We start from the raw sequence: 21,023 nt of genomic DNA, 5'->3' as shown, positions 1-21,023 counted from the left end.
GGATTAAATGATCGGGTTTGATGGTGCCCCATGCCGGAGTCGAACCAGCACTTCTTTCGAAACTCGATTTTGAGTCGAGCGCGTCTACCAATTCCGCCAATGGGGCAACGGGGTACTGACGAGGCGGCTGTCTAGCATGTGAGCGGCGGGGCGCGCAAGCCGGGGATGGCAGATATTGCGAGTGTTTCCGCAGGGTTGCGGTTTGGCCCATGGCGTGGGTGGACGCCATGGGCTTTTTGCCGTTGAGGCTCAGTGAGCCATGGCCGGGCCTTTGCTGGTGGAGCCGGACTTTTGCAGCGTGATCGCCAGGATCGCGGCGAGCAGGCAGAAGGCGCCGGCGACGAAGAAGGCGGGCAGGTAGGTGTTGAGCTCCGTGCGGGTGAGGCCGGCGCCATAGGCGGCGGTGGCGGCACCCAGCTGATGGCCGGCGAAGACCCAGCCGAAGATGAGGCCGGCCTTTTCGCGGCCGAAGCGGTCGGCGGCGATCTTGACGGTCGGCGGCACGGTGGCGATCCAGTCGAGGCCGTAGAAGACGGCGAAGATCGACAGGCCGTAGAAGGTGAAGTTGCTGAAGGGCAGGTAGACCAGCGACAGGCCGCGCAGGCCGTAATACCAGAAAAGCAGCCAGCGATTGTCGAAGCGGTCGGAGAGCCAGCCGGAGCCGATCGTGCCGAAGAAATCGAAGATGCCCATGACGGCAAGCACGCTGGCGGCGGCGACAGGCAAGATGCCGAAATCGCCGCAGAGCGTGACGAAATGCGTCTGGATCAGGCCGTTTGTCGACAGGCCGCAAATGAAGAAGGTGGCAAAGAGGATCCAGAAGGTCGAGGTCGTGGAGGCCTCCCGCAGGATCGACAGGGGCGAGGCGAGCGCGGCCTTCAGGTTTTTGGTCGCCGGGGGCGGAGGCGTGATGTGGATCTCGCCGACCAGCGGCAGGTTCATGTCAGAAGGGCGATCGCGCATCAGCAGCAGCACGACGAATGCAGCGACCACGATCATGCCGCAGACGAAGAGCACCGTGGTGCGCCAGCCGTAGCGCGTCGTCAGCTCCGCCATCAGCGGCAGGAAGACGAGCTGTCCGGTGGCCGAGCTTGCCGAGAGCATGCCGATGACGAGGCCGCGATGCTTGGTGAACCAGCGCGTCGAGACGGTCGCGGCGAGCACCATGGCGGTGAGGCCTGTGCCGAAGCCGATGATGATGCCCCAGCATAGCAGCAGCTGCCAGACTTGCGTCATGAACAGCGAGCCGATGAAGCCGACGGCGATGGTCGCCAGCGCGAAGACGATGACCTTGCGCACGCCGAAATGGTTCATGAAGGCGGCGGCGAAGGGTCCCATCAGGCCGAACAGCAGCAGCCGCACGGCAAGTGCCGAGGAAATGGACGAGGTGCTCCAGCCGAACTCGTCCTCCAGCGGCTTTATGAGCACGCCGGGGGCGCCCATGGCGCCGGCCGTGACCAGCATGGTGAGGAAGGTGGCGGCGACGACGACCCATCCATAGTGGATGTTGCGCCGGGCAAGCGTCGAAGCAAGGGCAGTGGAAACCATGAGGTGCGTTCCGATAGGGTTGCGTGTCTTGGCGTCAGGATCGGGAGATTTGCGAAAGCGCTCGATCGCGGATGGCCGGGGGTACCGTGTCCACTTCTAGCGCCATGCCGTTCTCCCGGCTTGAACGTTTGTGTAAAGGCATTTACATGATTGCTATCATATTTGTTGCGTATTGATGATGGTCATCATATAAATTGTCAATGCAGATTTATTGATGCTCTGATGGAGTTTTTTGATGAGAGTGAGCCGGGAGAAATTCGCCGAGAATCGCGAGAAGATCCTTGCCGTGGCAGGCGAGCTCTTTCGCGAGAAGGGTTTTGACGGCATCGGCGTCGCCGAGATCATGAAGGCGGCCGGGCTGACGCATGGTGGTTTCTACGGCCATTTCGATTCGAAGGACGAGCTTGCCTGCGAGGCGAGCAAGGCGCTTGTGGCTCGTTCGCTGGAGCGCTGGAAGCAGGTGGCGTCAAGCTCGCCCGACCAACCGCTGGAAGCGCTGCTCGCCCATTATCTCTCGCATCGCAACGTGGTCGAGCACGCGACAGGCTGTGTCTTCGCGGCGCTGACGCAGGAGGTCAGCCGCCACGGCCCCGAGATGCAGTCCACCTTCACCGGCGGCCTGATGGGGCTGGTCGAGGTGCTGGAAGAGATCGTTCCCGGCCAAACGCCGGAGGAGCGACGGCGCAAGGCCTTTGCCAGCCTCTCGGCCATGGTCGGCGCGGTCATCCTGGCACGCGCCATGGACAATCCCGAATTGTCGCAGGAATTCCTGTCGGCGACCCGGCGGGAGCTGTCGCCGCTGGCGGGTGACGAAAAGAGCTGATCTATAGCGGTTCAGCTTTTCACGGAATCTCTGAGACGCTCTATCTCTTTGTTGTCTCGCAATTCCGGACGGAAAACCGCTGCGCACTTTTCCTGGAATTGCTCTATTCGCGGAAGGCGAGCAGCCCGTTCGCCTCGACGACCTCTCTGAACTTGCCGTCGGGTGCGACTGCGAGCAGTTCGGCGCGAAGTGCGGCTTCGAAATCGGCTGCCTTGTCCCCCAGCGCCTGTGGCGAAGTCGACGACATCGAGAAGATGCGGCCGACGATCTCTTCGATATCCCTGGTGTATTCCGAGACGATGCCGATCCGTTCCAGATTGCGGAAGGGGGAGGCGAGCAGCATGGCTTCATGCGGCGCCCATTCCTTGCTCCGGCGCATCTGCCGCTCCGCGCTGCGCTCGGGCGAATAGGTTTCCATCAGCGGTTCAAGGATGCCGCGCCAGTTCGGCTCCGCCAGAATGCCTTTATCGTGAAAAAGCACGACAGCGCCGCCCGGCTCGATCAGCTTATCGAGGGCCTCAAGCGTTGCCGGCCTGTCCATCCAGTGGAAGGAGCGGCCCATGACGCAGAGGTGCAGCCTGCCGATATCGGGGCCGAGATCGTAGGAAGAGCCTTGGCGGATGCTGATATCGACGCCGGCTGCCTTCGCGCCAAGCGCGGCTTCGGCGAGCATTTCCGGTTCCGGATCCATGGCGGTGACGGCGGCACCCTGCAGCCGCGCGAAGGCGATGCCGAGCTGGCCGGGGCCGCAGCCGAGGTCGAGCACATGGTCGCCAGGCTTAAGCCCGCTGCGCTCGGCGACGCGCTCGATCAGCCTGTCCGGATAGGGGATGCGATAGCGCAGATAATAGGCCGCGGTCGATTGAAATCGCCGCGCCTCGAAGGGAACTGTGATCATTGGATATCATCCTCGGGGGAAAGGAACCACCACCTGTTAAGCCCCAACTATGACCTGTTCGTGAAGTCACTTTTGCGCGATTTGCCGCGGGCTGCATGGCTTCGGCTTCGGAGCTTGGGATTATCTCTCACCCTAACCCTCTTCCCTGGGTAAGGGGCCAGGCACATCTATCGCAACAGCGATGAACGCGCCTGACCAGCTCCAAAATCCCCGTTCACTTGAACCCCGCAACCCCGTGCGGGACATAGGGCGCTTCCAGCGCGCCGATTTCCTCCGGCGTCAATTTGACCTCCAGCGAGGCGACGGCGTCCGTGATGTGGCCGGGCTTGGAGGCGCCGATGATCGGGGCGGTGACGGCGCTTTTCTGCAGGATCCAGGCGGTTGCGACCTGCGCGCGCGGGATGCCGCGCGCCTTGGCAACGGTGCCGACGGCATCGACGATCTTGCGGTCGGCCTCGAGCGCCTGGGTATAGAGCGTCTTCCCGAATTCGTCGGACTCCGTGCGGGCGGTCGCTTCATCCCAATCGCGGGTGAGGCGACCGCGAGCAAGTGGGCTCCACGGGATGACGGCGATCTTTTGGTCCTCGCAGAAGGGCAGCATCTCGCGCTCCTCCTCGCGGTAGAGCAGGTTCAGGTGGTCCTGCATGCTGACGAACTCGGTCCAGCCGTTGAGGCGGGAGATGTAGATCGCCTTGGCGAACTGCCAGGCATACATGGAGGAGGCGCCGATATAGCGAGCCTTGCCGGCCTTGACGACATCATGAAGCGCTTCCAGCGTTTCCTCGATCGGTGTCGTATAGTCCCAGCGGTGAATTTGATAGAGATCGACATAGTCGGTGCCGAGACGGCGCAGGCTGTTGTCGATTTCATCGAAGATCGCCTTGCGCGAGAGTCCTGCACCGTTCGGGCCGGGACGCATGCGGTTGAAGACCTTGGTGGCGAGCACGATATCGTCGCGGCGGGCGAAATCCTTGATGGCGCGGCCGACGATCTCTTCCGACGAGCCGTTGGAGTAGGTGTTGGCCGTATCGAGGAAGTTGATGCCGGCCTCGATCGCCTGGCGCAGCAGCGGCCGGCTGTCCTCCTCCTTCAATGACCAGGCATGCGTGCCCTTGTTGGGATCGCCATAGGTCATGCAGCCCAGGCAGATGCGTGAAACTTCCAGACCGGTGCGGCCAAGCTTTACGTATTCCATCGCTATTCTCCGTCCTGTTATGGATATCTCGGTGGCAAGGTCATTCGCCTCGCTTGGGAAGGTGAATGATATTGTATCATGCGGAGACTATCAGGAGGCTTTGCCGATAGCCCAATAATTCGAGATTGCTCGAAAGCTGCCGAGGATCGAAGCGGACCTAGCTTGGGGATTGTTACATCTGGACAATTCAAATGCAGTTATTGGTTGTGTAACTATGGCGCTTCATCAATTTGAGGCTTTCAATGCGTTTTTTCCGCTTCTTCCGAGACCGCCGTCCGCTCGCCGCTGCCGTCATCGGCCTGCTTTTGGGGCCTGCTGTCGTCACGGCCTATCTTGGCCGTGGACGTATGGCGATAGCCTATCTGTTGGTTACCAACCTTGTCGGCTTTCTGGTTATTCTTGCGATGCCTCAACTCGCGTTGGCTGCGGCTGCTGGTTTGGTAGCCGTTCCTTTCAATTTGATCGGTTGTGTTCACGGCTATTGGCTGGCTCGGGGAGGGGGCGCTGTCTGGCAACATCGATGGTTCGCGCGCTGGTACAATATAGTGCTGGTTTTCTGGCTTTTGCCCATTGCCGTCGCATTCTTCATTCGGGCATTCATTGTCCAACCGTTTTCGATCCCCTCCGGTTCGATGATGCCGACGCTTATGCCCGGTAGCTATGCTTTCGTGACGAAGTTCAATTATGGCTATGGTCGCTACTCCTTCCCGTTTAGAACCGACTGGCTGCCGCCGAAATTGTTCGGACCTAAGCCACAGCGAGGGGATGTCGTCATCCTCGCGCCTCCGGCTACGCCGAATGTGGACTATGCTAAGCGTATCATCGGGTTGCCCGGTGACCGCGTCCAGATGAAGGGCGGAATTGTTTTCATCAATGGACAGGTGGTGCCGCGCGATGCCGAGGGGACCATCGTGTCGAATTATAGTCTGGATCCTGGCGAATTCCCCGTTTTCGGTGAGGTGCTGGACAACGGGGTTCGCTATCGGACTTTGGATGAATCGCCAAACTCGCGGGGGGACAATACGGGCGAGTATTCAGTGCCTGAAGGCTATTATTTCGTCCTGGGTGACAATCGTGACAATTCCAACGATAGCCGCTTTGACATCGGCTTTGTGCCGGAGGCGAATATCTTCGGCAAGTTTTGGCTTGTATTTCGTTCCGAAGAAGGGTGGTCCTTCGTGCACTAGATGACGGCGACCGGGCAGGGAAGACGGTAATTTCAAATGTTTCCTTGAACCCCAGAGGCGACAGGTGTTAGCTGCACCGCACCATTTTCTGGAATTCCGCATGAGATTGCCTCCGCGTGACACTTACGATGCCCTCTATCGCGACTTTCGTTGGGAGATTCCGGCGAAATTCAACATAGGACATGCTGTTTGCGATGCCTGGGCCGAACGCGAGCCCGATCGGGTCTGCCTCCAGCATTTCAATCCTGACGGCAATCACTTTTCCATGACCTATGGTGAGTTGCGTGATCGCTCCGCCTCTTTCGCCCATGCACTTGCCGTGCATGGCGTGCAGCGAGGAGATCGGGTGGCGCTGCTGCTGCCGCAGAGTTTCGAGACGGGGGTAGCGCATGTGGCGATCTACAAGATGGGGGCGATCGCCCTGCCGCTGGCCTTGCTGTTCGGTGCCGAGGCGCTGGAATACCGGCTGAAGGCATCCGGAGCATCGGCCATCGTCACCAACCGCTTCGGCCTCGAACGGCTGCGTCCGATCCGGGACCGGCTGCCTGAACTCGCTCAGGTGATCAGCATCGATGGCGCGGAAGAGGGTGTAGCCGGCTTTGCCGATCTGGTCGCGGTGCATCCGCCGCTGTTTACGGTCACTGACACCGGTCCGGACGATCCGGCATTGATGATCTTCACCTCGGGCACGACCGGACCACCTAAGGGGGCGCTGCATGGCCATCGCGTGCTGCCGGGTCATATCCCGGGCATGCAGTTCGCCCATGAGGGCTTTCCCAAGGCCGGCGACCGCCTTTGGACGCCGTCGGACTGGGCTTGGGCCGGCGGCCTCCTGAATGCTCTGTTGCCGAGCCTGATGCTTGGCGTCCCCGTCGTTTCCTCGCCTGCGCAGAAGTTCGATCCGCACATGGCGTTCCGCATCATGGCCGAGATGGAGGTGCGCAATGCCTTCATCCCGCCGACGGCGCTGCGCCTGCTGAAGGCCGTCGATAATCCGCGGGCGCATTACGATCTCAAGCTGCGCACCATCGGTTCGGCCGGCGAGGCGCTCGGCCGCGAAACCTTCGAGTGGGCACGCTCGGCGCTCGGTGTCAGCGTCAACGAATTCTTCGGCCAGACGGAGTGCAATTTCGTGCTCTCTTCCAGCGAGGCCTTCGGCGTCAGCCGTGCTGGCGCGACGGGCAAACCGGCGCCCGGCCATCGTGTCGCGATCGTCGATGCCGATGGCGTCGAGGTTGCAGTAGGGGAGGCGGGGCAGATCGCGATCAGGCGGCCCGATCCGGTGATGTTCCTCGGCTACTGGCAGAACGAGGCGGCGACGGAGGCGAAATTTGCCAATGACTGGCTGCTGACGGGCGATATCGGCCGGCAGGATGCGAATGGCTATATTTCCTTCGTCGGGCGCGACGACGATGTCATCACCTCGTCGGGCTATCGCATCGGTCCGAGCGAGATCGAGGATTGCCTAGGCGGCCATCCGGCCGTGCAGCTTGCCGCGGCTGTGGGAAAGCCGGATGCGGTCAGGACGGAAATCGTCAAGGCCTATGTCGTTCTCGTGCCCGGCCACGAGCCAAGCGAGGCGCTGGCGGCCGAAATCCGCGAGTGGGTGAAGACCCGGCTTTCCATGCATGAATATCCGCGCGAGATCGAATTCGTCGACGCTCTGCCGCTGACGACGTCGGGCAAGGTGATCCGCCGCCTGCTGCGCGAGCGGGCGGTGGCCGAGGTCAGCGTTTCGTAAGCGACAGGATCTTTTCGCGCAGCAGCTTCGCCATGTTGCGGGTGCTGCGATACATGTGGAGCTGCGTGGTCACCTGGCGGACGTCGCGGTCGCCGTTCGGCGTCAGGCCGATAATGAGCGTGCCCATCTCCTCGCGTTCGTGCCAGAAGCGGCTCATGATCGGATGGTCCGGTACCGCGCAGGAATCGGAGCGGACGACGTTGGCGTCATCGAGATGCCATTCCGTCAGTTCGCCCATCAAGAGCTTGCCCGGCGAAAAGCGGGCATAGGCCTCGTCATAGGCGGTCTTCCACGTATAGGCTTCGCCGCCCATCATCAGCACGATCATGGAGGCGATCGCCTTGCCGTCGAGGTCGATGGTGTGGATGCGCACCGCGTCGATGGCCGCAAGATTGGAGATTGCTTCGCGGGCGAAGGCGGCATGGTGGCGATCCGTGACGAGGGCCGACCGCTTCTTGCCCTTCCAGCCGCTTGCTTCCAGCGCCAGGAATTCTTCCATGCGGAGATGAATGTCACGGGGCTGGCGCGCGACGCTGTAGGTGACTTCGCCCTGATTTTCCAATAGCCGCCATTGCCGGCGCATTTCGCGCAAGTGCGCGTTGGAAATCGTCCGCTTCAGGTAGGCGAGCGCGTCGTCGTTGCTCTCAAGCATCGGCCGCTGGAAAGGATTGGCGACCGCGATCGGCAGGTTCCTGCCGATGGCGATGACTTTCGCCATTTGAACGAAGCGGCCGTTCAGGCGCACATCCGGCAGCACGAGCGTCGTCGGCAGGTGCAGTTCCGGCCGGGAGAGCGCTTCGAAAAGATTGTCGAGCGTCTCGCCCGCATCCTCCGCATCGACGAGCGGCGTGCCGAGCGGACCGAAGGAGTTCGACCAGACGCGAATGATCGAGGGCCCGATCGCAAAGCCTGGCTTGTCGACAGTGAAGGGCATCAGCAGACGGATGCGGCTACGCGTGCTGCTGTTGTCGCGCATCAACGCAAGACGCACCTGCCGGTCCTCCAGCCGCGGCATGGCGGGCGCCAGGAAACGGCCGGAGAAGAAGACGTTCGGTTCTATGGCGCGGTTGGACAGGAAGTCCAGTTCGTCCTGCAGCTCGTAGCCGAGCTTGCCGGGATAGAGGCAGAGTTCGCGGCCCACGCGGCCGATCTCGACCCGGGCCTCGGCCTTCGGCGTTTCGAAGTGCAGCGCTGCGAGCGTATGCGTCAGGGCATTCACTTGGCTGTCGGTACTTTGGGTGTAGGGAGGGCGTGCCATAATCAGGGAGCCCTCGTTGCCGGTGGGGTTGCGGGGCGCCGAATGAGGGCGAACAGGGTGATGCCGAGCGCGTGACGGACCGCGATGTGCAGAAGCAGGGCCTCGATCGCCATGGCGGCGGTGCCGGCAATGGCTGCCCCTTCGATGCCGAGACGCGGGATAAGGATGACGTTCAGGCCGATATTGGCGACAAGTGCCGCTGCATAGAGGTAGACGCAGAGCATCTGCTTGTCGGCCATGGTCAGGAGCACTTCGGCAGGGCCGACCAATGCCCTTGCGAGGATGCCGGCAAGCAGTATTGCCATGACGATCTGACCATCGGTGAAAGAGGCGCCGAAAAGCGACAGCAGCAACTGGCCGGCGGCCAGGACGGCAAGACCGACGGCAAGCGCCGGAAAGAAGGTCCAACGCGTTGCATCGGCTGCGAAGGCGGCAAGCTTGCTGCGGTCACCTTCCGCCAGGATCGCGGCAAAGCGCGGGCCGATCGCGGCCTTTACGGCGAAATAGACGAAGTGGACCAGCGCCATGGTCTTGGCGGCGGCAAAATAGACGGCAACCTGATCCGGATCGAGGAATATCCCGACGACCACGACATCGGAATTGGTGAGAAGGTAGCCCACGCCTTCGACAAGAAAGATAGGAAAGGCGACGGCAAACCACGCGTTGAATTCCGTGGCTTTCGGGCCGCCCGGATAATGGCGGCGCAGACGGAGGGTGACGACCAGATATTGCAGCAGGACGCTGGTGAAGGCGCCGGCCAGGGCTGCCGTCATGGCCGTGACCGCATCGCGCGGCGCTCCGGCGAGGACCGCGCCGACCATGAAGAGCAATATCAGCGTCGGGCGGATCAGGAAGGTCGGGCTCAGAGCCATGATCGGCCAGTGCTTGGCACGCGCCGTCCCATCAAGGACGTCGCCCAGCGCGATCATCGGCACGGCGATCAGCCCGAGGAAGGTCGGCAGGATGTAATAGGCTTCGATCATGCCGCGGAAGACATGGATCAGGAGTGCTCCGATCAGGGCCAGCGTGCCTGAGATGGCCACCACGAACAGGCGCGCCGTGGCGTTCAGGCCGCGAATGGCATCGTAGTTGCCGCTGGCATCATACTGCGGCAGGAACCGGATGATGGCGGTCGGGAAGCCGATACAGGCAAGATTGCCGAACAGGATCATCAACACCCAGACGAAAACGAAGACGCCGTATTCAAACCGGCCCATCAGGCGGGCAAGGATGATCTGTGACAGGAAGGCGAGGGCGGCGCCTGCGATGCGGATCGTGAAAGCGATCAGCGCCATGCGCTGCGAGACGGCTTTTTCGTCCTGACCGGCAAAAAGGGCAGCGAGTTTGCGCAGATGCGGCGATAGCGCAGTCCGCAATGCGGACGGCAACATTCTCTCCGCTGTTTGAAAGACCGCCATGATCGATACGCAATACTTTAAGTATGATCCCAACCTCGCGGCAGTCTTGGCAGAGGAGGGTTAAGAATCGGTTCTTTCTGCATGCAAAAATCATCCGCAAGCTGCGAAGAATCGTTCACCGAGGGAATTCGAGGCAACCTTGGGATGCGGCTCTTCTTGGGGTTGCGATACCGCGCTCCCGCCGCAGGAAACGGGTGGCGGGCACTTAGCCGCAATATAGAATCGATCGCGTGCCAACGGAGGATCTCATGCTCACGCTCTACGATTATCTGCCATCGCAGAATGGCTGGAAGGCCAGGGTACTGTTCGGGCTGCTTGATATTCCATACCAAACCCGCCTGGTGTCGATCTTCGAAGGCGAGGGGCGCACGGATGCCTTTCTCGCTCTCAATCCGGCAGGCGGCATTCCCGTTCTCGAACTCGAGAATGGGCGCACGATCGCCGAATCGAATGCGATCCTGACCTATGTCGCCGAGGGAACGCGATTTCTTCCGGCAGATCGCTACCAGCGCGCCAAGGTCATGCAGTGGCTGTTCTTCGAGCAATATCACGTAGAGCCGGTCATCGGCACGCTGCGCTTCTGGACCTTGACGGGGCGGCTCGAGCTCAATGCCGTCATGGCGGAGGCCAAGCGTGCCGGCGGCCTTCGTGCGCTTGCGGCGCTCGAGCGTGGACTGAAGACCACGCCCTTTCTCGCTGGCGAGGAGTTTTCGATCGCGGATATAGCGGCTTATGCCTATGCTCATCGGGCTGCGGATTGCGGCTTCGATCTTGCCGATTATCCCGCGTTCACCGCGTGGCTCGATCGTGTACTTGACGTCATTGGCCCCGGCTATCCGGTCCATCTCTATAGCGAAGATCCCCATTCCGCCATCTGAGTGCATTGGCTCTTCATCTAGGGACTCCACCTGTCAGCTGGCGCTGTTCCGAGGGCCCCGCAAACAAAAATGCCGCCCAAAGGCGGCATCTTGTTCATTGCCATCAACCGATAAGGTTCAGACGACTTCGCTGCTTTCGAAGGCGCCGTGGCAGTGCTTATACTTCTTGCCGGAGCCGCAGGGGCATGCCTCGTTGCGGCCGACGCGGCCCCAGGTTGCCGGGTTGCGCGGGTCACGGTTTTCCGGTGCTACCGCGCTTTCATTTGCGAGAGCGAAGGGTGAGAATTCGTCCTCGCCCGTCGTCGCGTCGATGTGGCGGGCCTGCATCGGCGGCGTCTCTGGCTCGGCCGGCTGCTGCACGAGTTCGACGCGCGAGAGCTGGGCTGTCACGGCCTGGCGCAGATTGTTCAAGAGTGCCTGGAACAGCTCGAAAGCTTCGGCCTTGTATTCCTGCAGCGGGTCGCGCTGGGCGTAGCCTCGGAAGCCGATGACCGAACGCAGATGGTCGAGATTGACGATATGCTCGCGCCAGAGATTGTCCAGCGTCTGCAGCACGATGGAGCGCTCGACATAGGTCATGATCTCAGGCCCGAAGCGCTCGGCCTTTTCGGCCGCCGCCTTGTCGGCTGCTTCCGTCAGGCGCGCGCGGATATCGTCTTCGGCGATGCCCTCTTCCTTGACCCAGTCATGAATGGGCAGGTCGAGATCGAAGAAGTTGGCGACCGCCGTCTTCAGCCCGTCGGCATCCCACTGTTCGGCATAGGCGCGCTCGGGAATATGTCTTGAGACCAGATCCTCGATGACCTCATGGCGCATGTCGCCCACGGTTTCGGACAGGTCCTTGGCTTCCATCAGCTCGACGCGCTGCTCGAAGATGACCTTGCGCTGGTCGTTCAGCACATCGTCGTATTTCAGAACGTTCTTGCGGATATCGAAGTTGCGGGCTTCAACCTTCTTCTGGGCGCGTTCGAGTGCCTTGTTGATCCAGGGATGGACGATGGCTTCGCCTTCCTTGAGGCCCAGCTTCTGCAGCATGCCGTCCATACGGTCGGAGCCGAAGATGCGCATCAGATCGTCCTGGAGCGACAGGTAGAACTTCGAGCGGCCCGGGTCGCCCTGACGGCCGGAACGGCCGCGAAGCTGGTTATCGATGCGCCGGCTTTCATGGCGCTCGCTGGCGATGACGTAGAGACCGCCGGCGGCAAGCGCCTGCTGCTTCAACTCCTTGATTTCCTCGGCGATCCTGGCAATGGCCGCATCGCGCTCGGGACCTGGCTCCATCTCGTGCAGGTCGCGTTCGACACGCATTTCGAGGTTGCCGCCGAGCTGGATGTCGGTACCGCGGCCAGCCATGTTGGTGGCGATCGTCACCGTGCCGGGAACGCCGGCCTGGGCGACGATATAGGCTTCCTGCTCGTGATAGCGAGCGTTCAGCACCTGGAAATTGGAGAAGCCGCGCTTGCGCATGAGATCGGCGAGAAGTTCGGACTTCTCGATCGATGTCGTGCCGACCAGGACCGGCTGGCCGCGCTTATGCGCATCGAGGATCTCGTTGATGATGGCGTTATACTTCTCGGTATGCGTACGATAGACCTCGTCGTCCTCGTCGATACGCTGGATCGGCAGATTGGTCGGCACTTCGATGACGTCGAGGCCGTAGATGTTGCCGAATTCTTCCGCTTCCGTCGATGCCGTGCCGGTCATGCCGGCAAGCTTGTCGTACATGCGGAAATAGTTCTGGAAGGTGATCTGCGCCAGCGTCTGGTTTTCCGGCTGGATCTGCACATGCTCCTTGGCTTCCAGGGCCTGATGCTGGCCGTCGGAATAGCGGCGGCCCGGCATCATGCGGCCGGTGAATTCGTCGATGATGACGACTTCGCCGTTACGGACGATATAGTCCTTGTCGCGCTGGAAAAGCTTGTGCGCCTTGAGCGCGTTGTTGATGTGGTGGACGATCGCGACGTTTTCGATGTCGTAGAGCGATTCACCCTTCAACAGGCCGGCTTCGCGCAGCATGTTTTCCAGCTTCTCGGTGCCGTCTTCGGAGAAGTTGGCGGAGCGCTGCTTTTCGTCGATCTCGTAATCATCCTTCGACAGGCGCGGAATGAAGGCGTCGATCGCGTTGTAGAGATCGGAACGGTCGTCGAGCGGGCCGGAAATGATCAGCGGCGTGCGCGCTTCGTCGATGAGGATCGAGTCCACTTCGTCCACGATCGCAAAACTATGGCCGCGCTGTACCATCTGCGCGCGTTCATACTTCATATTGTCGCGCAGATAGTCGAAGCCGAGCTCGTTGTTGGTGCCGTAGGTGATGTCGCAGGCATAGGCTGCGTGGCGCTCTTCGTCCGACAGGCCGTGAATGATGACGCCCGTGGTCAGGCCGAGGAATCCGTAGAGACGGCCCATGGTGCCGCTGTCGCGCTGTGCCAGGTAGTCGTTGACCGTGACGACGTGCACGCCCTTGCCGGCCAGCGCGTTCAGATAGACCGGCAATGTCGCGACGAGGGTCTTGCCTTCACCGGTCTTCATTTCGGCGATGGCGTTGGAATGAAGGATCATGCCGCCGATAAGCTGCACGTCGAAAGGTCGCATGCCAAGAACACGGCGCGACGCTTCGCGGGCAACGGCGAAGGCGGGTACGAGAAGATCGTCGAGCGTCTTGCCGTCTGCGAGCTGCTGGCGGAACTCAACCGTCTTTGCGGCCAGAGCTTCATCGGACAGCGCTCGCATCTCCTGCTCGAGCGCATTGATTGCGGCTACTTGCGGCTGGAACGATTTGACCCTGCGGTCGTTGGACGAGCCGAACAACTTGCGGGCAATTCCACCTAGGCTGACCATGTGACTGGTCCTTTCTGAGATTTCATCCGGCCGTTTCCTGCTTTATCCGATCCCGAAAAAAACGGGAGTATAGCACAAAACGGCCGGAAACTGTTCTGGACGCGAGGTTGCGTGACAGATAAGAGGGGGGTCGATTGATGTCAACGGGATTTGGCCGATACAGAAAGGCCACATTCTCCTGCTGAAGGCTTTTTCACGCCGGAATCACATCTGTCGAGCCGGTCGAGATCACCGAAGGGTTATTTTATGTTGAAGTATAACAAGCTTGCTGCGGTTGCTTTCGCAACAATCGTTACCTTCCAGGCTCCGGTCTTCGCAGCCGATGCCAAGGACCCCGTTGTCGCCAAGGTCGGCGATGTCGAAATCCATCAGTCCGAACTCAACCTGGCGATCGCCAACCTCGATCCGCAACTCGGCCAGCTTCCGGACGACCAGAAGAAGGTGGCAGCGCTTTCGGCTTCGATCGACGTGAAGCTGCTGTCGCAGCAGGCCGCCACCGAAAAGCTCGACCAGACGCCGGACTTCCAGGCCCACATGGCCTATCTGCGCGACCGCGAGCTGCACAATGCCTTCTTCAAGGCGCATGTCGCCGACAAGATCACGGATGACGAAGTCAAGGCCCGCTACGACAAGGAAGTCGCAGCCCTGCCGAAGCAGGAAGAAGTTCATGCCCGCCACATCCTCGTAAAGACCGAGGACGAGGCCAAGGCAATCATCAAGGAACTCGACGCCGGCAAGGATTTCGCCGAACTGGCCAAGGAAAAGTCGACCGACCCGAACAAGGCCGACGGCGGCGATCTCGGCTATTTCGGCCATGGCCGTATGGTCAAGGAATTCGAGGATGCGGCTTTCGCTCTTCCGGTCGGCACCTACACCAAGACGCCGGTCAAGACCGATTTCGGCTGGCATATCATCAAGGTCGAAGACAAGCGCAATGCTCCGCCGCCGCCGTTCGACCAGGTCAAGGACCAGGTTCGTCAGCTCGTCATGCGCGACAAGTATCTTGAGCTCCTGAACAAGGCCAAGACGGACACGAAGGTCGTCATCAACGACCCGGCCCTCAGCAAGGCCTATGACGATGCGCAGAAGCAGCAGGACGCAGCCCCGGCCGATGACGCCGTCGCTCCTGCAGATGGTGCGGCAGCGCCCGACGCTCAGCCGCAGCAGTAAGTCACAGCAGTCAAACCATCAGGGCCCGGTTTTTCCGGGCCCTTTACTGGAGCCGGATGATTTTAGGTCGCATCGACCTAAAATCTGAATCCGCTCCAGAATCAAAAAATAGAGCATGATGTCGTCCGAAAACCGCCTACACTTTTCGGCATCATGCTCTTTCAGGTGGGTCTCATGTCCGGTTCCGTCTCTCCGCTCGCTCCCAAATCCTTTACGTCCATGCCCGCGCTTCGCGGCGTGCGCATGACCACGGCGTCCGCCGGCATCAAGTACAAGAACCGGACCGACGTCCTGCTGATGGTTTTCGACAAGCCGGCCGCCGTCGCCGGTGTCTTCACCCGTTCGAAGTGCCCTTCGGCTCCGGTCGATTTCTGCCGCCAGAACCTCGCGCATGGCAGCGCGCGTGCCGTCGTCGTCAATTCCGGCAATGCCAATGCCTTCACCGGCCTCAAGGGCCGCCAGGCGACGGAACTGACCGCCAAGTCCGCGGCGGCGGCCGTCGGCTGCGGTGAAAACGAAGTCTATCTCGCCTCGACTGGCGTTATCGGCGAGCCTCTCGACGCCAGCAAGTTCGCCGGCGTGCTCGACACGATGGCGAAGGATGCGACAAGCGATTTCTGGTTCGAGGCCGCCAAGGCAATCATGACCACGGATACCTATCCGAAGGTCGCGACCCGCACCGCCGAGATCGGCGGGGTCAAGGTCACGATCAACGGCATCGCCAAGGGTGCGGGTATGATCGCGCCCGACATGGCAACGATGCTCTCCTTCGTCGTCACCGATGCCGATATTTCCTCTGCCGCGCTGCAGACGCTGCTGTCCGACGGCGTCGGCCCGAGTTTCAACTCCATGACCGTCGATAGCGATACCTCGACCTCGGACACGCTGATGCTGTTTGCCACTGGCGCTGCCGCGGCTGACGGGCAGGCGCATATCGATCGTGCCGACGATCCGAAGCTTGCAGCCTTCCGCGCAGCCCTTAACGAGCTGCTCAAGGATCTTGCTATCCAGGTCGTTCGCGACGGCGAAGGCGCGACCAAGATGCTCGAAATTACGGTGACTGGCGCCGAAAATGACGCCGCTGCCAAGCGTATTGCGCTTTCGATCGCCAATTCGCCGCTGGTCAAGACCGCGGCCGCCGGCGAGGATGCTAATTGGGGCCGTGTCGTCATGGCTGTCGGCAAGGCGGGCGAAATGGCGGATCGCGACAAGCTTGCCATCTGGTTCGGCGATGTCCGCGTCGCCGTCAATGGTGAGCGTGATCCCTCCTATTCCGAGGACGCCGCCTCGAATGTCATGAAGCAGCAGGATATTCCCGTGAAGGTCGATCTCGGCCTCGGCAATGGTCGCGCAACGGTCTGGACCTGCGACCTGACGAAGGAATATGTTGCCATCAATGGCGACTACCGGAGCTGATATTTAGCCGATGCATGCGCAGTCCACGATAAACAAGCTGCCTTTGGTGCGCAGGCTCGAAGCCGTCGGCTTCCGGGCCTGGCCGGCATCGTCGGTGCAGTATGACGGCAGCTGGCAGGTGCGCTTGACGGCCGGCCACCCGTCGAAGCGGCTGAATTCGGTCGTGCCGCTCGATCCTTCGGATCATCGCGATCTCGAAATCCGTCTGGCGAAGGCGCAGCGCAAGTTCGAGGCCTATGGCCGGCCGATGGTCGTGCGCGAGACGCCGCTCGCCTCGCCGAAGCTTATAGACCTTCTGCGGGAGCGTGGCTGGACGCGCTTCGACGAGACCATCGTCATGACCGCCGATCTGGTCGATCTCGAGCTGCCGGATATGCTGGATCATCTTCCCAGCCACGATGTCGGCCGTTTTGTCGATGCAAGCCTCGTTGTCGATGAAGCCGATCCGGCTTTGAAGCCGGCGTTGGCCGAGGTAGTAAGCAACATCAAGCCGCCCTCGGGTCTCTTCGTCATCGAGGATGCCGAGGTCGGGCCATTGGCAACGACGCTTTGCGTGCAGGACAATGATCTTGCCGGCGTCATGTCGGTTGCGGTGTCGCCGCAGCATCGGCGCAAGGGCCTGGGCGTCGAGATCCTGACATCGGCGTTGCGCTGGGCGCGCATGCGCAGTGCCAAGACCGCCTGGCTTCAGGTCGGTGCCGACAACGCGCCGGCCCTGGCGCTCTATGTCCGCTTCGGCTTCCGCGAGGCCTATCGTTATTGCTATTGGCAACCGCCGGGGGACGCATGAGCGAGGCAGGCCGCAAGATCGTTCTCGTTGCCGCCTGCGCGCTGATCGATGCTGATGGTCGGATTCTTCTGGCGCAGCGCCCCGAAGGCAAGTCGCTCGCCGGTCTCTGGGAGTTTCCCGGCGGCAAGGTCGAAGCCGGCGAGACGCCGGAGGAGACGCTGGTGCGGGAGCTTCAGGAAGAGCTCGGTATCCAGACGAAGATCGCCTGCCTCGCGCCGCTGACCTTCGCCAGCCATACCTACGAAACCTTCCATCTGCTGATGCCGCTTTATATCTGCCGGCGCTACGAGGGAATCCCGCATGGCCGGGAAGGACAGGCGATCAAATGGGTGCGGCCGCAGGCCCTGCGCGATTACCCGATGCCTCCCGCCGACGAACCGCTGATCCCTTTCCTGCAGGATCTGCTTTAAGAGGACCCAGGCCCAGGTTCGGTACTTGGCTGGCTGGAATTGCTATCGGGTCAGATGTCCTTGAAGCGGAAGTTCGATTTCGTGAGTTGATCGAGGCTTTGCGCCATGGACTCACGACGGGACGAATCCGTTTGCGGTGTTCTTCGTAGCAGCTCCGTCAGCATTTCCGACTGTTCGGTTGAGTTCCGGCGGATCGCCTCCAGATGCTCGAGCATCAACCCAAAAGTAAAAATCACGGCGCCGCAGAATCCATCCTTCTGGAATTTTTGCAGTGCACATTTGCTGCGTTGGGAGACGATACATCGCAAACATGGTTAACGAAAATTAGCCATGTAATATCAGCCTTCTAGGCCGAATCAGGCAGTGTTTCAGAATTTTACGTCTCTTTAGTTTGCATGTGGATATTAAGGGATCGTTTATGACCTTCTGGCATTGAATTCTCTCAATCAAGCGATTGTTGGGTGCGTTAAAGAAGGCTTGACATAATGGACGACGATTTCTGGAAAGCTGTTCAGGAAAAAGAGCAGTCCTATTCCGCGTCGCGCAAGACGGGCGCGTTGAATATCGCTCTGCTGTTCGGGACAGCGGCGGTTGCGCTTTCGCTCATCCTCACGCCGATGCTCTCCGACAAATCGAAGTCACGCGTGCTTGCAAGCGCGCCTGATATCGACAATGTTACCACTGGATCGATCCCGCAGACGGAAAACGGCAAGCGTTATACGATCCGCCGCAGCGTATTGCAGCAGGAACCGGGCTCGGTCTGCATCGTCCAGGGTTATGGCGCCGACAGCGGCTGTCAGTAGAGCATCTCCAGGAAATGCGCGCAGCGCTTTTCCGTCCGGAATGCGTGAGGGAAAAGGATAGGGCGTTTTCGCGATTCGAAGACAAGCGGAAATGCTCTCATGCATGAGCATAGCCTGCCGGATGCCATGACGAGCATCGGATTCATCTGTTGTCCAATGCTGGGAGCCCTGAGCTTATGCGTTCCGTATGGCGTATTTTCAATGACAAGACCGGTGCGACGGTCATCGAATATGGTTTGATTGCCGCACTGATGTCGGCGGCGATCATCAGTGGCGTCGGCGCTTTCGGCGGCAGCCTCTCGAGCGTGTTCAACACGCTCTCCAATACGATGCAGAACTCGGCCGCATCGGGAAACTGAGTTAGCCATCGACGGGGCCGGCCAGTATTGCCGGCTATTGCTTCAACTTGTGCTCTTCCACCTTGAGCGCATCCGCCAGGCGCGCCTTGGCGGAACCCGGCCGCAGTGGCTTCTGCTGGCTTTCGTGCGGCGTCCAGCCTGAGACGTAGATGATGGAGAATGTTGCCCTGATCCGGCCGTCCGGATCGGAATAGCGTTCGGCATAGAGCTCGGCCGCACGCAGGAAGAAGGCGCGCGTCAGCGGTTTGCGGCTGCGGTCGACCAGCGGATTGGTCATGCCCATGGCGCGCAAGTCGCGCATCAGGGCAAAGAGATTATCGTAGCGCACTGTGTAGTTTTCGGCGTCGATGACGGGCAGGCTGAAGCCGGCACGCTGCAACAAGCCGCCGACATCGCGGACGTCGGCAAAGGGGATGACGCGCGGGCTTGCGCCGCCCGTCAGCTCGATCTCGGTCGCAAGCAAGACCTCGCGCAGCTCCTGCAGGGTGCCGGAACCGGGGATCGCCGCCAGGAAGAGGCCGTCGGCCTTCAGCGCGCGGCGGATCTGGATGAAGACGCCGGGCGTGTCGTTGGTGACATGCAGGCTGAGCGGCGAAAGCACGAGGTTTACAGACTCAGCCTCCGACGGCAGTTCTTCCAGCGGGGCCTCGATCAGTGTCTCGCCGGGGGCGGCAAACCCAGGCTCGTTTTCGATCCTTTTCAGATGACCAATCTTGCCGGTCGCCAGAGCCAGGCGCGCGGCAATGCCGGTCGCGCCGTGCAATTCGATTGCCTCGTCGAAGTGGCGTTCGGTCACGGCAAGTCGCTCAGCCAATTCGCCGGCGGCGATATCAAGCAGGAAGGCTGCCTTCTCGTCCCCCTGTCTCAGTGCCCGGCGCTTGCGGGCCGAAAGCAGTGATTGGTCGAACACGATTTCCATGGCGGTTTCCTGCGATATCATCAATTCGGCGGGGCGTGCCGGGCACGCGCGTTTTCCTTCGCAAAGCCTGCGGGAAAAAGCTAGAGCGGAGTTAAGCGCTTCGTGGAATCGCTGAATTCCTCTCCAGCCTTTATTCTTGCGCAATCCCAGACGGAAAACGGCTATACACTTTTCCTGGAATTGCTACTCTCAATCATATGGGGATGATGGGACGCGAAATCACCTTTTCGATGCTGGGTGCCGGGCTGAAAACGCCCTTTGTGGCGCTCGCCGATCTCGTCTATCCGCCCGCCTGTCCGGGTTGCGGAGTCTCGGTCGGGGCGCATCGCGGTCTTTGTCCGGCATGCTGGTCCGGTATTCGCTTCATCGAGCGGCCTTATTGCGAAGTCCTCGGCAGTCCGTTTTCCCATGATCTTGGTGCCGGCATTCTGAGTGCCGAGGCGATTGCCGATCCGCCTGTCTTCGACCGTCTGCGTTCCGCTGCCGTTCACGACGGTATCGTGCGCGATCTCGTTCTCAGCCTGAAATATCGTGATCGTACCGATCTCGCGCCGATGATGGCCGGCTGGATGCTGCGTGCCAGCGACGGATCGGTCGCCGCCTGCGATGCGATCATTCCTGTGCCGCTGCACCGGGCGCGGCTGTTTGCGCGCAAGTATAATCAGGCCGCCGAACTTGCCCGGCATATCGCACGCCTTTCGGGCAAGCCGCTGCTCGCAGCAACGCTCATGCGCGTCAAACGCACGAGCCAGCAGGTCGGTCTCGGGGCCAAGGCGCGACAGGATAATGTGCGCGGCGCCTTCGCCGTCTCCGAGCATCGGGCTGCCGAGATATTCGGGCGTCGCATCGTTCTCGTCGACGATGTCTATACCACCGGCGCCACGGTTGCCGCGGCCACGCGCGCGCTGAAGAAAGCGGGTGCGGCCGATGTCAGTGTTTTGACCTTTGCAAGGGTCGTCGGCCATCTTATATGACACTAGAGGCGGATGATTTTAGGTCGAAACGACCTAAAATCATCCGCTCTAGAATCAAATAAGTAGAGCATGATGTCATCCGAAAACCGCTGACACTTTTCGGCATCATGCTCTGATTTAGGCTTTTCCGGAGTGGATCATGGCATCCGTCGTTATCTATACGCGTGAATTCTGCGGCTATTGCGCCCGTGCGAAATCCCTGCTCGAATCCAAAGGCGTCGACTATGTCGAGCACAATGCCACCTATTCGCCAGAGCTGCGGCAGGAAATGATTGCCAAGGCGAACGGCCGCGCGACGTTCCCGCAGATCTTCATCAATGGCCAGCATGTCGGCGGTTGCGACGATATCCATGCGCTCGACCGGGCCGGCAAGCTCGATCCGATGCTGGCTGCCTGAT

19 protein-coding genes and 1 tRNA gene are annotated in these 21,023 nt (G+C 60.8%); 12 read left to right on the top strand and 8 right to left on the bottom strand.

What is annotated here, in order from left to right; genetic code table 11:
- Positions 1-21: 21 nt before the first annotated feature.
- Positions 22-106: transfer RNA gene (locus DQ393_RS08230), tRNA-Leu, on the bottom strand.
- 143 nt (positions 107-249) lie between these two features.
- Entirely contained in the window at positions 250-1,548 is a 1,299-nt protein-coding gene (locus DQ393_RS08225; protein ID WP_112341278.1) for an MFS transporter, read from the bottom strand.
- 235 nt (positions 1,549-1,783) lie between these two features.
- Here DQ393_RS08225 and DQ393_RS08220 point away from each other — a divergent pair, with 235 nt between their 5' ends.
- A complete protein-coding gene (locus tag DQ393_RS08220) occupies positions 1,784-2,371 on the top strand; it encodes a TetR/AcrR family transcriptional regulator (RefSeq protein ID WP_112341277.1) in 588 nt (195 codons plus the stop codon).
- A gap of 103 nt (positions 2,372-2,474) precedes the next feature.
- Here the strand turns inward: DQ393_RS08220 and DQ393_RS08215 are convergent, their stop codons facing one another.
- Positions 2,475-3,269 carry a class I SAM-dependent methyltransferase gene (locus DQ393_RS08215; RefSeq protein WP_112341276.1) on the bottom strand — a complete coding sequence of 265 codons (795 nt, stop codon included), beginning with the start codon at positions 3,267-3,269 and terminating at the stop codon, positions 2,475-2,477.
- Positions 3,270-3,483: 214 nt separating this feature from the next.
- Positions 3,484-4,464 (bottom strand): aldo/keto reductase, encoded by a 981-nt coding sequence (locus tag DQ393_RS08210; protein ID WP_112341275.1) that lies wholly within the window; start codon positions 4,462-4,464, stop codon positions 3,484-3,486.
- Positions 4,465-4,706: 242 nt separating this feature from the next.
- On the opposite strand from DQ393_RS08210, the gene lepB reads away from it, so the two are divergent.
- Positions 4,707-5,651 (top strand): signal peptidase I, encoded by a 945-nt coding sequence (gene lepB / locus DQ393_RS08205; RefSeq protein WP_112341274.1) that lies wholly within the window; start codon positions 4,707-4,709, stop codon positions 5,649-5,651.
- Between the two features lie 100 nt (positions 5,652-5,751).
- Positions 5,752-7,392 carry an AMP-binding protein gene (locus DQ393_RS08200; protein ID WP_112341273.1) on the top strand — a complete coding sequence of 547 codons (1,641 nt, stop codon included), beginning with the start codon at positions 5,752-5,754 and terminating at the stop codon, positions 7,390-7,392.
- Here DQ393_RS08200 and DQ393_RS08195 read toward each other — a convergent pair.
- Both DQ393_RS08195 and DQ393_RS08190 read right to left on the bottom strand, forming a co-directional pair.
- A complete protein-coding gene (locus DQ393_RS08195) occupies positions 7,379-8,650 on the bottom strand; it encodes a GNAT family N-acetyltransferase (protein WP_112341272.1) in 1,272 nt (423 codons plus the stop codon). The two genes, DQ393_RS08200 and DQ393_RS08195, sit on opposite strands and share 14 nt — an antisense overlap.
- A gap of 2 nt (positions 8,651-8,652) precedes the next feature.
- On the bottom strand, positions 8,653-10,068 hold the full coding sequence (locus tag DQ393_RS08190) for a polysaccharide biosynthesis C-terminal domain-containing protein (protein ID WP_112341271.1): 1,416 nt from the start codon (positions 10,066-10,068) through the stop codon (positions 8,653-8,655).
- A 248-nt stretch (positions 10,069-10,316) separates the two neighbouring features.
- Between DQ393_RS08190 and DQ393_RS08185 the strand changes: the two genes are divergently transcribed.
- Positions 10,317-10,946, top strand: a complete 630-nt coding sequence (locus tag DQ393_RS08185; RefSeq protein ID WP_112341270.1) for a glutathione S-transferase family protein — start codon at positions 10,317-10,319, stop codon at positions 10,944-10,946.
- A 117-nt stretch (positions 10,947-11,063) separates the two neighbouring features.
- Here the strand turns inward: DQ393_RS08185 and secA are convergent, their stop codons facing one another.
- On the bottom strand, positions 11,064-13,784 hold the full coding sequence (gene secA / locus DQ393_RS08180; RefSeq protein ID WP_112341269.1) for a preprotein translocase subunit SecA: 2,721 nt from the start codon (positions 13,782-13,784) through the stop codon (positions 11,064-11,066).
- 246 nt (positions 13,785-14,030) lie between these two features.
- Here secA and DQ393_RS08175 point away from each other — a divergent pair, with 246 nt between their 5' ends.
- From DQ393_RS08175 to DQ393_RS08150, 6 genes are all read left to right on the top strand, one after another.
- A complete protein-coding gene (locus tag DQ393_RS08175) occupies positions 14,031-14,954 on the top strand; it encodes a peptidylprolyl isomerase (RefSeq protein WP_112341268.1) in 924 nt (307 codons plus the stop codon).
- 174 nt (positions 14,955-15,128) lie between these two features.
- A complete protein-coding gene (gene argJ / locus DQ393_RS08170; RefSeq protein WP_112341708.1) occupies positions 15,129-16,370 on the top strand; it encodes a bifunctional glutamate N-acetyltransferase/amino-acid acetyltransferase ArgJ in 1,242 nt (413 codons plus the stop codon).
- A 10-nt stretch (positions 16,371-16,380) separates the two neighbouring features.
- Complete coding sequence (locus DQ393_RS08165) at positions 16,381-17,160, top strand: GNAT family N-acetyltransferase (RefSeq protein WP_112341267.1); 780 nt, start codon at positions 16,381-16,383, stop codon at positions 17,158-17,160.
- On the top strand, positions 17,157-17,570 hold the full coding sequence (mutT, locus tag DQ393_RS08160) for an 8-oxo-dGTP diphosphatase MutT (RefSeq protein WP_015341287.1): 414 nt from the start codon (positions 17,157-17,159) through the stop codon (positions 17,568-17,570). The genes DQ393_RS08165 and mutT overlap by 4 nt, the downstream gene beginning before the upstream one ends.
- Positions 17,571-18,055: 485 nt before the next feature.
- Positions 18,056-18,373, top strand: a complete 318-nt coding sequence (locus DQ393_RS08155; protein WP_112341266.1) for a hypothetical protein — start codon at positions 18,056-18,058, stop codon at positions 18,371-18,373.
- Positions 18,374-18,549: 176 nt separating this feature from the next.
- On the top strand, positions 18,550-18,732 hold the full coding sequence (locus tag DQ393_RS08150; RefSeq protein WP_112341265.1) for a Flp family type IVb pilin: 183 nt from the start codon (positions 18,550-18,552) through the stop codon (positions 18,730-18,732).
- 34 nt (positions 18,733-18,766) lie between these two features.
- Here the strand turns inward: DQ393_RS08150 and DQ393_RS08145 are convergent, their stop codons facing one another.
- Positions 18,767-19,651: a methyltransferase domain-containing protein gene (locus DQ393_RS08145; RefSeq protein ID WP_112341707.1), complete on the bottom strand. Its 885-nt coding sequence runs from the start codon at positions 19,649-19,651 to the stop codon at positions 18,767-18,769.
- A gap of 197 nt (positions 19,652-19,848) precedes the next feature.
- Between DQ393_RS08145 and DQ393_RS08140 the strand changes: the two genes are divergently transcribed.
- Complete coding sequence (locus tag DQ393_RS08140; RefSeq protein ID WP_112341264.1) at positions 19,849-20,625, top strand: ComF family protein; 777 nt, start codon at positions 19,849-19,851, stop codon at positions 20,623-20,625.
- A gap of 139 nt (positions 20,626-20,764) precedes the next feature.
- On the top strand, positions 20,765-21,022 hold the full coding sequence (gene grxC / locus DQ393_RS08135; protein WP_112341263.1) for a glutaredoxin 3: 258 nt from the start codon (positions 20,765-20,767) through the stop codon (positions 21,020-21,022).
- The last annotated feature ends 1 nt before the right edge of the window (position 21,023 follow it).

The sequence above is a fragment of the Martinezella tropici genome, from assembly GCF_003287875.1.
In the GTDB taxonomy this organism is placed as follows: Bacteria; Pseudomonadota; Alphaproteobacteria; order Rhizobiales; family Rhizobiaceae; genus Rhizobium; species Rhizobium tropici_C.
Note: the sequence above shows the minus strand (reverse complement) of the source record. Positions and strands in the feature narration are given on the sequence as shown.